Here is a 12766-nt window from a genome sequence, read left to right on the forward strand (position 1 = left end):
AGCTACGGTGCCACCCGGTCGGTCGAGCAGGCGACCGGGTGGTTACTGTTCAGTCACTTAAGCACGCAAGTGCGGTCGGCTGACTCGGAGGCGCCCCATGACTCTGCTCGACAAGGACGGTGTGCGGCTCACCGTGGACGACGTGATCGCCACGGTGACCCTCGCCGGACCGGCCAAACGCAACGCGCAGTCGCCCGCCATGTGGCGGGCGCTGGCCGAGGCCGGATCACTGGTGCCGGGAGATGTCCGGATCGTGGTGCTGCGCGGCGAGGGCAAGTCCTTCTCCGCCGGCCTGGACCGGCAGGCGTTCACGCCCGAAGGCTTCGACGGCGAACCGTCGTTCCTCGACATGGCACGGGGCCCGGACAGCGAACTGGACGCCACGATCGCCGAGTACCAGGAAGCGTTCACCTGGTGGCGGCGCCACGACGTGGTGTCCGTCGCCGCTGTGCAGGGCCATGCGATCGGCGCGGGCTTCCAGCTCGCGCTCGCCTGTGACCTGCGGGTGTGCGCCGCCGACGCGCAATTCGCCATGCGCGAGACCAGCCTCGGGCTGGTGCCGGACCTGACCGGCACCCACCCCCTGGTCGCCCTGGTCGGCTACGCCCGTGCGCTGGAGATCTGCGCCACGGGCCGCTTCGTGCACGCCGACGAGGCCGAGCGCATCGGCCTGGCCAACCTCGTCGTGCCCGCCGCCGACCTGGACGGTGCCGTCGCCGACCTGGCGGGGGCCCTCGTCGCCGCGCCGCGGGACGCCGTCATCGAGACCAAGGCCCTGCTGATGGGCGCCGCTTCCCGTACGTACGAGGAGCAGCGGGCCGCCGAACGCGCCGCACAGGCACGCCGGCTGCGCGACCTGGCGGGCCTGGGCGAGTAGAGCCGGTCACCGCTCAGGAGGCGGTGGGCGCTTCGAGGGCGGCGACGAGCACCGCGACGGTCGGCCGCTTTCCGCCTGCCGCCCCCACGCCCGCCGCTTCCTGGACCGCCGCCGCTTCGACCGCTCCACGTACCGCCCGCGCCACGTCCAGCGTGCGCCGGTCCGGCGCGACGGCCAGCTGCACCAGTACGTGCCCGTCCTCCTGACGCACCGGCCGGGACAGCGCCCCCAACGCCGGTACGAGCCGGACGACTCCGGGGACGCGCAGTACGGCCGTCTCCAGGGGCCCGGCAGCGTCGGCGGTGGCTCCGTCCGCCCCCGGCGAGCTGCCGGGGAGGGCGCCCGCGCCGCCGCTGTCCTCCCCTTCCCCCTCTTCTTCTCGCTCGTCGAGCAGATCGGTGATCCGCAGATCGACGGCGGACACCTCCAGCCCCAGCCGCTCCGCCGCACACGCCAGCAGCGCTTCCCGCAGGATGCCGGCGGAAGCCGGAACCGGACGTCCGGCCGTGGCCGCGAAATCCGCCTCGATCAGCACCGGCCCCGGCGGCAGCGCGCTCGGCGGCGCCGGGACCGCCGGCTCCGGCGCGGCAGCCGGGTCCGCCACAGACAGCCGGAGCGTACCGACGCGGAGCCCCGGCAGCGCGTCGCCGGCCGCCCGCAGCACACCGGCGGCCGCCCGTTCGGCGATCCACGCTCCGTCCGCCGGGCCGCCGAGCGGCAGCAGCCGGCCCAGCCCGAGCTGCCGCCGTACCGCCGTCACCAACTGGTCACCTGCCACCGGCCGTCACCTCTTTCCCGAAAAGTGCTTCCACCATGCCGTACCCCCGCCCGGGCGGCAGGGCCACGGACCCGATTGGCGGCATCCGGTCCACCCGGCTGCCGCATCCCTGGAGCACCCGCGGGGAAGCGGACTTACTGTAAGAAACGGAGCGGCTTCGAGCTCCGACCCTCCGGAAAGGGACGATCGGCGATGACCGAGAGCGCACAAGGTAACCGGCCCGAGCCGCGGACCGGAGACTCGCAGGGCAAGACGCTGGGGACCAAGCGGGGCGGCGGTGACCCCGCGACCCGCGGGCGCACCACCATCGCGGACGGCGTCGTGGAGAAGATCGCCGGGATGGCCGCCCGGGACGTGATGGGCGTACACGCCATGGGCAGCGGCTTCGCCCGCACGCTCGGCGCGGTACGCGACCGGGTGCCCGGCGGCAGCAAGTCGGTGACCCGAGGCGTCAAGGCCGAGGTCGGCGAGGTGCAGACCGCGCTGGACCTGGAGATCGTCGTCGAGTACGGCGTCTCGATCGCGGACCTCGCCAGGGCCGTACGGGAGAACGTCATCTCCGCCGTGGAGCGGATGACGGGCCTGGAGGTCGTCGAGGTCAACATCGCGGTGAGCGACGTCAAACTGCCCGACGACGAGGAGGACGAGGACGACGAGGAGCCGCGCCTCCAGTAGGGCGGGCCGGTTCCGAAGACGACAGCGCCGGGGCTTCGCTCCGCAGGGCCCGGCCGGGGTGGTAGCGAAGGGAAGCGCGTAGATGAGCATGGCCGTGATCGGTCTGTTGGCCGGAATGGCGCTGGGCTTCGCCGGATACTTCGGCGGTTTCGGGGCCTTCGTGCTGGTGGCGGCGCTGGGCGCCATCGGATTCATCGTGGGAAAGTTCGTGGACGGCGACCTGGAGGCCGGTGAGTTCTTCCGGACCCGTACGGGCGACCGCGACGACCGGCGGAGGTGACGCCCGGTGGCGACCGTGTCCCACGCGGCCGCGGCACCCGGCGCCGCCGATCCGGCCGTACCGGCCGGTGAACGAGGCGCCACCCGGATCGCGGACCGGGTCGTGGCCAAGATCGCCGCGCAGGCCGCGCGCGAGGCCCTGCGCGACGCCTCCGCCGCACACACCGACGCCCACGCGTCGGTGACCGTACGCCGGCGCGACGGGCGGCGGGACTTCGGCGAGGCCCGGGTACGGGTGGCCGTCGAACTGGGCTACCCCTCCGACATCGGCGCCCAGTGCGGTGCCGTACGTCGGCAGGTGACGCGGCGCGTCCGCGACCTGGCCGGCATGTCGGTGCCCGAGGTCGCCGTCCAGGTCGAACGGCTGCATTCGCCCCAGATGGAGCGGACGGGCCGCGGGAGGGTGCGATGAACGACGACGATCCCGATCTGCGGCGGACCCGGCGGCTGCCCACCCTCGACAAGTCGGCGGGCGCCACCGCGGACCCGCCCGGCCCCGGCGCACCGGGCGGCCCGGGTACACCGGACGGACCCGGCGCCCAGGGCGGCCCGGGGAGCGCACCGCCCGGCCCCGAGCACACCGGCCCCGAAGGCACCGGCCCCGCGGACACCGAGCGGGACCCCTGCGAGGAGACCGGCGACGGCGGACGCGCCCGGCGCTTCTGGGCGGCGCGGCGCGTACCGGCCGCCCTGGTCGCGCTCGTCGTGCTCGGCGCCACCGGACTGCTGCTGTACGACGTGGCCGCGGTACGCGCCGACCGCCCGGCGATGGCCTGGCGCAAGCGCCTCGCCGACGAGCTGGCGTCCCGCCACCTGGACGACGTGTGGGTCCTCGTGGGCGCCGCCGTGGCCGTGGCCCTCGGCCTCTGGCTGCTGGTGCTCGCGCTGACGCCCGGCCTGCGCGACGTGCTGCCGATGCGGCGCACCACACCGGACGTACGCGGCGGCCTGGACCGCGCGGCGGCCGCGCTGGTGCTGCGTGACCGGGCCATGGAGGTGCCGGGCGTGCAGTCCGTACGCGTCGCCGTCGGCCGCCGCAGGGCCAAGGCGCGCGCGGTCTCGCACTTCCGCGAACTGGACGAGGTACGGAGCGACCTGGACACGGCGCTCGGCGACGGACTGCGGCAGCTGGGCCTCGCCCGGCGGCTCGCGCTGTCCGTACGGGTGCGCCGGTCGGCGAAGAGGTGAGCACGGCGATGCGCAAGGCTCTGCGAACGGTCAACCGGGTACTGCTGGGCCTGACCGGCCTGGTCCTGATCTGCGTCGGCGGCACGGTCCTCCTCGGCGGCCTCGACCTGCCCCGCAAGTGGGGCTTCGACCTGCCGACCGGCGGACGCTGGTCCCGGCCGGACGACGTCCTGCTGCGCGACACGGACCGCACACGCTGGACGGACCAGGGCTGGTGGTGGCCGGTGGTCATCGCGGCCCTGGCCGTGCTCGTCCTGCTGGCCCTGTGGTGGCTGCTGTCCCAGTTCCGGCGGCACCGGCTACGGGAGATCCTCGTGGACAGCGGCGACGGCGAGGGCGCCCAGCTGCGCGGCCGCGCGCTGGAGAACGCCCTGACGGCCGAATCCGAGTCGCTGGACGGCGTGGACCGTGCCCGGGCACAGCTGACCGGCCGCCGCACGGAACCACGCGTGCGGGCCGGACTGGCGCTCGCCCCGCACGCGGAACCCTGCGCCGTGCTCGCCCGACTCTCGTCCGAGGCGATCGCTCACGCCCGTACTTCGGCAGGCCTGGAACGACTGCCTGCCGAGGTACAGCTGCGGGCAGTCAAGCACCGGGCTGAGCGGGTGAGTTAGCGGGGGGCGTACGGGGCGGCGGACCAGGGCGGGAACCGGTACACCTGATTCGCGCATTTGATCAACGGCTGGCCTTGGCGGCACTACCCGCCGCCGGGTCCGGACAGGGCGCCCGTGGAGACGGTCGTACAGGTCGCGATGGCGCCGGATTCACGTTGTTGAAAGGACGGCAGGAGCATCGTGGACAGCGGCAACTGGCACAACGCGAAGCTTGGCGAGCTACGTACGCCGCCTTCCTCGCTTCCTACCACGAGCTCGGTCGAAAGCTTTCAGCCGCCAGCAAGCTTCGGCCATCAGCCACCGCAGGCGGCCCACCGCAGCCCGCGATGGTAGAAGCGGCAGCGGCGGCGAAAGAACTCAAGGAAGCTGTAGCGGCAGTATCACTTGAGGGGCCTCGGATCGTGGCGTCCGCCGCCTTCGAATTACAGAACGCTGTAGGGGACACGGTAACCGAACTGTCAGGGCTCTTCGTCGATCATGTCGGCAGCGAGCGTCCCCTCTTCGAACTGCGAGACCCCGGCATTGAGCGGCACCGGTCATTAGCCCACCTGACCTTCGTCACGGCAGCCAACGTGACCCTCAGCGGACATACCCGAGTTTGCTTTAGCCGTTGCAGCGAGGACGACCAGGCCCTTCCTGTCGGCGGTGTTGACCTCTCTGGCCCGGCAAGCGGTAGCGAGTGGAGCGCCCGTGACGAGCAGTAGCTGTTCTTCTTCAACCACGGGTCAGGTGTCGCTCCGCTTACGCTGCCACATGATTGCGGCCCGCACGCGCTGATGCTACGGGCGAGGGCCGACGATCGCTCGCGCCTTCCCAAGGGCCAGATGCCACGGGTACTCCGCTGGCCGCCCCTTTCCAGGCTCGTTGGGCACGAAGCCCCCTTCGCCGTACAGCACGTGCACACCCATGTCCCGCAGCGTCTCCACCGACCGGTCGAACTGCGGGTGGAAGGCATAGGCCGAGTTCACGCACGGCATCACCACCATCGGGATGCCCTTGCCGGCTCCTTCCGCGGCGATGCCCACGACGAAGTTGTGCGTGAGGCCGAGCGCCCACGAGTTGACGCTGTTGAACGTGGCCGGCGCGAACAGGATCACGTCCGCCTTCGGCCACACGTCCACCTCGCCCGGTGCCTTGTACTCGGACCGCACCACGTGATCGGTCAGCCCCTCAAGAAGTGGCAGCTCGGCGCCGAGCCACCGGGCCGCCGTCGGCGTCAACCCCACGCAGACGTCGAAGCCTTCATTCTGGGCACGGCGCACCACGTCGGGAAACTGGTGGACCGGCGGGGCAGCGGAGCCGAACAGGTACAACACAGGGCGCCTCATGGCCACATCCCACCACATGCGACCGTCCCCGCACCGGGTGGCCACGGGGACGGAGCACTGACCCGGGCGTGACTGCGCGGGTACCGTTCCAAGTGTCTGCGAGGGGCGGAGACCCGTATGCCTATTCCGGACGACGACCACACCGGTGCACGCATCAAGGAGCAGCGCAGGTTCGCGCGTCTGTCTCAACGCGAGCTGGCAGCTCTCATCCCGTACAGCTACAGCCTCCTCAACCAGGTCGAGTGCGGCGCCCGCGCGGCGACGCTGGACTTCACGGCTGCCGTCGCCAAGGCGTTTGTGCCCGGCCTCATCCACGAACTGACCACCGCGGTGTGGCGTTCCCCTGGTGCAGAGCTGTGGCAGGCTCTCGCCTCGACCTACCGCACCGCTCACGACATCACCGTGAAGCTGGGCTACTTCGACCTCAGCGCCGTTGCCCTGGATCGGATGGCCTGGGCGGCCGAGCGGGCCTCTGATCCCTGTCTGGCCGCGATCCGCCAGTACATGCGTGCCCTGGTGTACTTCCGTGAGGGCGAGTACACCATCGGGCGCCGCCTCATCAGCTCTGGTCAGGGGCTGCTGCTCCAGGCGCCCGCCGACGCGCGGGAGACGATGGCCGTCACCGGGCAACTGCACCTCGGGGCGACCGTCATCGCAGCTCGCGCCAGGGACAGCGCGGGGGTCAAGAACCATCTGGCGCAGGCCACCGCGTGCGCGAACCGGACCGGGGATGCCGCCTTGATCCATTGGCTCTCGTTCGGCCCGGCCAATATCGACCTGCATCGGATGTCCGCAGCCGTTGAGATGGGGCATTATGACGATGCGGTGAGCCAGGCCAAGAAGGTCCGGCTCCCCTCTGGTCTGGCCACCTCCAGACGCGCCCACTTCTTCATCGACCGGGCCCGGTCCGAGATGGAAGTCGGCCGTACAGAAGCGGCGCTCAAGAGCTTGGTCAGCGCGCGGCGGGCAGCCCCGGAGCAGACGCGCTACCACCCGGGTGCTCGCGAAACGATCAGGGGATTGGTCCATGCGGCCCGTCGAACTCCTGACACCCTGAACCACATGGCCGTCTGGATAGGAATGTGAGCGGTCGACGCTCACACGCCGGCTCGCTGGCGCTCACAGAACGGTGAGCATTGTGGGCGCCCCAACGCGTCACTCTGGTCCCGTACCTGATCAACGACCCTATGGGACAGGGCTGAGGCCATGACAATCACTCCGCTGGTCTTCATCTACGACCGCAACGCCACACGGTCCAGCGCCTACCTCGACATGCGCATCGAAGGCTGCCGCAATTACGCCGCAAGCAGGAAATGGACGGTGGCCGACCATTGGGTCGACCGCGGAGACGATGCACTCGCCGACACCCGCCCGCAGCTATCCGCCCTGCTGGAGACCTTGCGCAGGGAAGCGGGCATCCGGCCGGTGATCTGCCTGTTGCACTCGTGGGGGCGCTTGGCAGCCGATCCCGTTCACCGCATCACCTTCCAGCAGCGAGTCGCGCGGGCCGGCGGCTACTGCGCGACCACGTTCGACGAGTCCGACGAGCTTGGCCATGGGGCGCTGGCCCTCTGAAGCGAAGCGTGACCGCACGTCGATGACCGCGTACGTCATCGGCATGGCCGGGGTGGTGGTCACGCTCGCCGTCGGCAGCGACTTCGGGTGCTGACCACTCCTCGCGCCCGCGCCGTTCGCACCATCACGATGGCGCGGGAAGGCGGCCTGGTCGCCCCACCCTCCTCAGAACCCCCGCCGAGCCCCACCGTCCACCGGCACCATCACCCCGGTGACGTACGACGCCGCCGGCGACAGCAGGAACGCGGCCGTTCGGCCGAATTCCGACGGTTCGCCGTAGCGGCGCAGGGGGATGGAGGCGCTGTTGCGGGCGCGGGACTCCTCCGGGGCGCCGGACAGCGCGTCGAGCTGGGTCATCCGGTCGGTGGCGATGCGGCCCGGCAGGATGCCGAAGACGCGGATGCCGCGTGGGCCCAGTTCGTCGGCGAGGGCCTTGGCGTAGCCGGCGAGGCCGGGGCGGAGGCCGTTGGAGATGGCCAGGCCGTTGATGGGTTCGTGGACCGAGCCGGAGAGGACGAAGCCGATCGCGCCGCCGTCGCCGAGGGCGGCGGACGCTGTGCGGGCGAGCCGTACCGCGCCGAGGAAGACCGATTCGAAGGCCGCCTGCCACTGCTCGTCGGTGTTGCCGGTGGGCGCTCCCGGGGGCGGGCCGCCGACGCTGACGAGGATGCCGTCGAGGCGGCCGAAGCGTTCGCGGGCCGTGTCGACCAGGCGTGCGGCGGCGTCCGGGTCGGCGTTGTCGGCGGCGATGCCGTGCGCGCGGTCGCCGAGCGAGGCCGCGGCGGCCTGTGCGCTGTCCGCGTCGCGCCCGCTGAGGACGACGTTCGCGCCGTCGGCGATCAGTTCCCGCGCGGTGGCGAAGCCCAGGCCGCGGGTGGCGCCGGTGACGATGTAGGTCCGGTCGGTGAGTCCTAGATCCATGGGGGTCAGTCTGCCCCGTCGCACCCGAACATGGTGAAGGCGGTGCTGATGAGTCCGATGTGGCTGAATGCCTGGGGGAAGTTGCCCAGCTGGCGGCCGGCGACCGGGTCGTACTCCTCGGCCAGCAGCCCCAGGTCGTTGGGCAGCCGGAGCAGCCGGTCGAACAGCTCGCGGGCCTCCTTCGGCCGTCCGGTCAGGTGCAGGGCTTCGGCCAGCCAGAACGAGCAGACCAGGAAGGCGCCCTCGTCGCCCGGCAGCCCGTCGACGGTGGTGGCGTCGGTGCTGTAACGCTTTATCAGGCCACCGTGCGACAGCTCCGCGCGGACCGCGTCGACCGTGCCGACGACCCTCGGGTCGTCCGCGGGCAGGAAGCCGAGGCGCGGGACCAGCAGCGTCGCCGCGTCCAGCAGGTCCGAGCCGTAGGACTGGGTGAAGGTGTTGCGCTCGGCGTCGTACCCCTTCTCGCACACCTCGCGGTGCACCTCGTCGCGCATCGCGCGCCAGCGCCCGACGTCGCCCTCCAGTTCGGGGCGGGCCTCGACCGCCTTGATGGCGCGGTCGGCGGCCACCCACGCCAGGATCTTGGAGTGGACGAAGTGCCGGCGGGGCCCGCGGACCTCCCACAGCCCCTCGTCCGGATCGCGCCAGTGGGACTCCAGGAAGTCCAGCAGGGAGCGCTGGATGTTCCAGGCGTGCGGCTTGGACGGCAGGCCCGCGACGCGTGCGATGTGGAAGGAGTCCAGCACGCCGCCGTACACGTCGAGCTGCCGCTGTTCGACGGCGGCGTTGCCGATGCGTACGGGCGTGGAGCCGGCGTAGCCGCCGAGCCAGGGCAGCTCGGCCTCCGGCAGCCGCCGCTCGCCGCCCAGGCCGTACATGATCTGGAGGTCGGCCGGGTTGCCGGCCACCGCGCGCAGCAGCCAGTCCCGCCAGGCCGAGGCTTCTTCGGTGTATCCGGCGGTGACCAGGGAGTTGAGGGTCAGGGTGGCGTCGCGCAGCCAGCAGAAGCGGTAGTCCCAGTTGCGTACGCCGCCCAGCTCCTCGGGCAGCGAGGTGGTGGGCGCGGCGACGATGCCGCCGGTGGGCGCGAAGGTCAGCGCTTTGAGCGTGATCAGGGAACGCAGCACTTCGGCGCGGTACGGACCGTCGTAGCGGCAGTGTGCCGACCACGCCTGCCAGTCCTCCAGGGTGTGCTTCAGTGCCTCGTACGGGTCGATCTGGGCCGGGCGCGGCTCGTGGGAGGGGTGCCAGGTGAGGATGAACGCCACCCGCTCGCCCGCCGCGACGCCGAAGTCCGAGCGGGTGCTGAGCCCCTCCCCGTACGTCTTGACCTCGGGTTCGATGCGCAGCCACACCGAGTCGGGTCCGGCCACCGCGACACGGCAGCCGTCGACGTGCCGCACCCAGGGCACGACCAGGCCGTAGTCGAAGCGCAGCCGCAGCACCCCTTGCATGGGAACGTCGCCCTCCAGGCCCTCCACGATGCGGACGAGGTCGGGCGCGCGGTCGCGCTGCGGCATGAAGTCGGTGACCTTCACCGAGCCGGTGGCGGTGTGCCAGACGGTGTCCAGGACGAGGGAGCCGCCGCGGTAGGAGCGTTCGGGCCGGGCGTCGGGGTCCGTGGGGGCGAGCAGCCAGTGGCCGTTCTCCTGGTCGCCGAGCAGCGCGGCGAAGCAGGCGGCGGAGTCGAAGTGGGGCAGGCACAGCCAGTCGACGGAGCCGTTCCGGCCGACCAGGGCGGCGGTCTGCAGGTCACCGATGAGCGCGTAGTCCTCGATGGGTGCGTGCACGCGGCGCCCCTTCCGTCAGCGGCCGGCAGCTACTCGGTGCTGGCGACTGTACGGTGCGACGGCGCGGCGGGCGCGGATTCCGTGGTGCCGGTGCTGCCTTCACCGTCTCCGACGGGGCCGTTGTCTCCACCGGAGCCGGTCTCTTGACCGGAGTCGCCGTCTCCGTCGGGGCCGCCGTCGCCACCGGAACCGCCGTCCCCGCCGGAACCGCCGTCCCCGCCGGAACCGCCGTCACCCGCGGCTTCCGCCTCGTTCGCGGCGGCGGCGAGCCGGTCCTTGCGCTCCCGGCGGACCAGGACGATCCAGCCGACGGGCACCGCCGCGGCGAACAGCCACCACTGGATCGCGTAGGCCATGTGCGGGCCGATGCTGTCGTGGTCCGGGTCGGGTACCGGTTCGGGCTTGCCGTCGGCCGGTTTCGGGGCGGTCTGCTCGATGTAGCCGCCGAGCACCGGCCGGTGCAGCGCCTCGGCCTGCTGCTCGCTGTTGATCAGCATGACCTGGCGCTCGGGCAGGCCGCGCTTGTCCTTGATGCCGCTGCCCTCGGTGGTCTCGTCCGCCATCATCCGGCCGGTGACGGTGACCTTGCCGGTGGGCGCGGCGGGGACGTCGGGGAAGCGGGTGAGGTCGTTGCCCGCGGCGATCCAGCCGCGGTTGACCAGGACGGTGGTGCCCTTGCGCGGGCCCTGGTCCAGGACCAGCGGGGTCAGTACGTAGTAGCCGATGGTCTGCTCGTCGGCGGCGGTCCGCTGGCGGACCACCACCTCGTGCTTCGTGTCGTACGTGCCGGTGGCGGTGACCCGGCGCCACATGTCGTCGCGGGGGAGCGGCCGGCCGGGCGCGGTCAGGTCGGTGACCGGGACCGGGGTGGCGGCGAGGCTGTCCGCGATGAGCTGGTTCTGCGCGACCCGGTGTTCATGGCGGTGGTACTGCCAGAAGCCCAGCTTGATCATCACTGGGATCAGGACGAGGCCCACGAGGGTGAGGATCACCCACTGCCGGGACAACAGGAAGCGGTACACCCCATGACGGTACAGCCGAGGCATCGGGCACCCCGGCGTGGGGGTCCGGCACCGGCCCTCAGACCCGGTCGACGATGCCCGCCTGCCCTTCCGCGCGGGCGCAGTGGGCGCCGCAGAACCAGCGTCCGGCGGCCTCCACGCCCTGGCCGATGATCTGACACCGGCAGTGCTCGCAGATCGGCGCCATGCGGTGGATGGCGCACGAGAAGCAGTCGAAGACGTGCACCGCACCCTGTGCGTGCACTTCGAACGTCATGCCGTATTCGTTTCCGCAGACCTCACAACGTGCCATGCGCCACAGGGTGCGCGTGCGGCGGGCGGCGGGGCGAGCCTGCGGGAGGCGTGTTGTGGTGCTTCACCCGGACGCAGGCGCCGGGGCCACGTCCTGGAGGAGTTGCATGAAGGCCGCCTCGTCGATCACCGGTGTGCCGAAGGTGGCGGCCTTGGCGGTCTTGGACGTCCGCGCATCGGGGTCGTTGGTGACCAGCAGGCTGGTCAGCCGGGAGACGCTGGTGGCCACGTGCAGACCGGCCTCGATCGCGCGGTCCTCCAGCAGCTCGCGGTCGACGGAGGTGTCACCGGAGAACGCCACCCGCATCCCCTGCACCAGCCGGGCGCCCGGTTCGTACCGTCCCGGGTTCGGGTACGGGCAGGCGGGCCGCTTGCGCGACGGGCGCCAGTTGGTGGGCCGGTAGGTGGCCGCGGCCGTCCGCTGCCGGGGCGCCGCCGGGCCGTCCGCCCACTCGGTGAGCGGCTGGCAGGCCAGCAGCGGCAGGCGCAGGTTGGCCTGGGCGGCCAGCCGCAGACTGGGGCGGAACGCCTCGGCCAGCACCCGGGCGTCGTCGAGCGCGTGGTGGGCGTGCTGCTGGGTGACGCCGTAGTGCGCGGCGAGGGACTCCAGCTTGTGGTTGGGCAGCGGCAGCCGCAGCTCCTTGGAGAGCGCGATGGTGCACAGCCGCTGCCGTACGGGTGCCTCGGCCTCGGCGCGGGCGTACTCGCGGGCGATCATCGACCAGTCGAACATCGCGTTGTGGGCGACCAGGACGCGCCCTTCCAGCCGCTCGGACAGCTCGGGGACGATCTCCGGGAAGAGCGGCGCCGCGGCGAGCATGTCGCTCGTCAGACCGTGGATCCACACCGGGCCCGGGTCCCGCTCCGGGTTGACCAGGGTGTACCAGTGGTCCTCGACCTCGCCGTGGGTGTCGAGGCGGTACACGGCGGCGGAGACTATCCGGTCGTCGCGGGCCAGGCCGGTGGTCTCCACGTCGACGACCGCGTACCCCTTCGGATACGCGGCCGGCCAGGAGGCGGCCGCCTCCGGAGGGGACGGCTGCTGCCCGATCGCCGGGGTGATCGGGCGGGCTGCTGCCATACGGTCTTCGAGCATGGTCACTGAGGATACGGGCCCCCACTGACAGCGCCACCGCCCTCCCCGTACCGACTGCCGCTCCGGCACCGTCCGCGGCCGTACGGGCAGCGGCGGACGTGCGCGAACGGTGCGCGGCCCGCCGCCCGTTGGTCCCCGAACGGGGGAACCGGTACCACGGTGGCGCCCGGCCCTCTCCCGTGTCGCGCTGCCGGCCGAGCCCTTCTCGCGGTGTTACGTCGCAAAGGTCCGGTTCGAGTGGCGGCGGCGGTGGGCGGCGGTGTGCGGACCCGTATGCGTACCGGTCCGAGTGTGTACGGGCCCGCATCCGCCCGTCGCTGACACTCCTTCTT

Annotated in this window: 16 protein-coding genes; 9 read left to right on the forward strand and 7 right to left on the reverse strand. The window is 72.0% G+C overall.

The features are described from left to right. Nucleotides 1–97 precede the first annotated feature (97 nt). Complete coding sequence (locus ACZ53K_RS03840) at nucleotides 98–877, forward strand: enoyl-CoA hydratase/isomerase family protein (protein WP_468831726.1); 780 nt, start codon at nucleotides 98–100, stop codon at nucleotides 875–877. A gap of 13 nt (nucleotides 878–890) precedes the next feature. On the opposite strand, the gene ACZ53K_RS03845 is transcribed toward ACZ53K_RS03840, so the two are convergent. Next, nucleotides 891–1655, reverse strand: coding sequence for a hypothetical protein (locus tag ACZ53K_RS03845; RefSeq protein ID WP_468831729.1), 765 nt, complete (start codon nucleotides 1653–1655; stop codon nucleotides 891–893). A 192-nt stretch (nucleotides 1656–1847) separates the two neighbouring features. On the opposite strand from ACZ53K_RS03845, the gene ACZ53K_RS03850 reads away from it, so the two are divergent. The 6 genes from ACZ53K_RS03850 (at nucleotide 1848) to ACZ53K_RS03875 (ending at nucleotide 5115) form a co-directional block, all read left to right on the forward strand. After that, the gene (locus tag ACZ53K_RS03850; protein ID WP_030021350.1) at nucleotides 1848–2330 is read left to right on the forward strand and encodes an Asp23/Gls24 family envelope stress response protein; all 483 of its coding nucleotides are present in this window, start codon (nucleotides 1848–1850) and stop codon (nucleotides 2328–2330) included. A gap of 82 nt (nucleotides 2331–2412) precedes the next feature. Then, nucleotides 2413–2610, forward strand: a complete 198-nt coding sequence (locus ACZ53K_RS03855; RefSeq protein ID WP_406520677.1) for a hypothetical protein — start codon at nucleotides 2413–2415, stop codon at nucleotides 2608–2610. Between the two features lie 6 nt (nucleotides 2611–2616). Then, nucleotides 2617–3021: a hypothetical protein gene (locus tag ACZ53K_RS03860; protein WP_468831732.1), complete on the forward strand. Its 405-nt coding sequence runs from the start codon at nucleotides 2617–2619 to the stop codon at nucleotides 3019–3021. Then, the gene (locus tag ACZ53K_RS03865) at nucleotides 3018–3797 is read left to right on the forward strand and encodes a DUF6286 domain-containing protein (RefSeq protein ID WP_468831734.1); all 780 of its coding nucleotides are present in this window, start codon (nucleotides 3018–3020) and stop codon (nucleotides 3795–3797) included. Before ACZ53K_RS03860 ends, ACZ53K_RS03865 begins: the two co-directional genes overlap by 4 nt. Before the next feature lie 8 nt (nucleotides 3798–3805). After that, complete coding sequence (gene amaP / locus ACZ53K_RS03870) at nucleotides 3806–4411, forward strand: alkaline shock response membrane anchor protein AmaP (protein WP_468831737.1); 606 nt, start codon at nucleotides 3806–3808, stop codon at nucleotides 4409–4411. 401 nt (nucleotides 4412–4812) lie between these two features. Next, a complete protein-coding gene (locus tag ACZ53K_RS03875) occupies nucleotides 4813–5115 on the forward strand; it encodes a hypothetical protein (RefSeq protein WP_468831740.1) in 303 nt (100 codons plus the stop codon). Nucleotides 5116–5190: 75 nt separating this feature from the next. On the opposite strand, the gene ACZ53K_RS03880 is transcribed toward ACZ53K_RS03875, so the two are convergent. Beyond that, complete coding sequence (locus tag ACZ53K_RS03880; protein WP_468831743.1) at nucleotides 5191–5739, reverse strand: flavoprotein; 549 nt, start codon at nucleotides 5737–5739, stop codon at nucleotides 5191–5193. Nucleotides 5740–5856: 117 nt separating this feature from the next. Between ACZ53K_RS03880 and ACZ53K_RS03885 the strand changes: the two genes are divergently transcribed. Beyond that, entirely contained in the window at nucleotides 5857–6825 is a 969-nt protein-coding gene (locus ACZ53K_RS03885; RefSeq protein WP_468831746.1) for a helix-turn-helix domain-containing protein, read from the forward strand. Nucleotides 6826–6945: 120 nt separating this feature from the next. Continuing rightward, complete coding sequence (locus tag ACZ53K_RS03890) at nucleotides 6946–7314, forward strand: recombinase family protein (RefSeq protein WP_468831748.1); 369 nt, start codon at nucleotides 6946–6948, stop codon at nucleotides 7312–7314. Nucleotides 7315–7479: 165 nt separating this feature from the next. Here ACZ53K_RS03890 and ACZ53K_RS03895 read toward each other — a convergent pair whose 3' ends face one another. The 5 genes from ACZ53K_RS03895 to ACZ53K_RS03915 form a co-directional block, all read right to left on the reverse strand. Next, complete coding sequence (locus ACZ53K_RS03895; protein WP_468831750.1) at nucleotides 7480–8235, reverse strand: SDR family oxidoreductase; 756 nt, start codon at nucleotides 8233–8235, stop codon at nucleotides 7480–7482. A gap of 5 nt (nucleotides 8236–8240) precedes the next feature. After that, on the reverse strand, nucleotides 8241–10025 hold the full coding sequence (locus ACZ53K_RS03900) for a glycoside hydrolase family 15 protein (protein ID WP_468831753.1): 1785 nt from the start codon (nucleotides 10023–10025) through the stop codon (nucleotides 8241–8243). Between the two features lie 29 nt (nucleotides 10026–10054). Further along, complete coding sequence (locus tag ACZ53K_RS03905) at nucleotides 10055–11047, reverse strand: SURF1 family cytochrome oxidase biogenesis protein (protein ID WP_468831756.1); 993 nt, start codon at nucleotides 11045–11047, stop codon at nucleotides 10055–10057. Between the two features lie 58 nt (nucleotides 11048–11105). Then, a complete protein-coding gene (locus tag ACZ53K_RS03910; RefSeq protein WP_063726112.1) occupies nucleotides 11106–11339 on the reverse strand; it encodes a hypothetical protein in 234 nt (77 codons plus the stop codon). A 63-nt stretch (nucleotides 11340–11402) separates the two neighbouring features. Beyond that, on the reverse strand, nucleotides 11403–12434 hold the full coding sequence (locus ACZ53K_RS03915; RefSeq protein WP_468831759.1) for a DEDDh family exonuclease: 1032 nt from the start codon (nucleotides 12432–12434) through the stop codon (nucleotides 11403–11405). Between the last annotated feature and the right edge of the window lie 332 nt (nucleotides 12435–12766).

This window comes from Streptomyces sp. NPDC033221 (assembly GCF_055577005.1).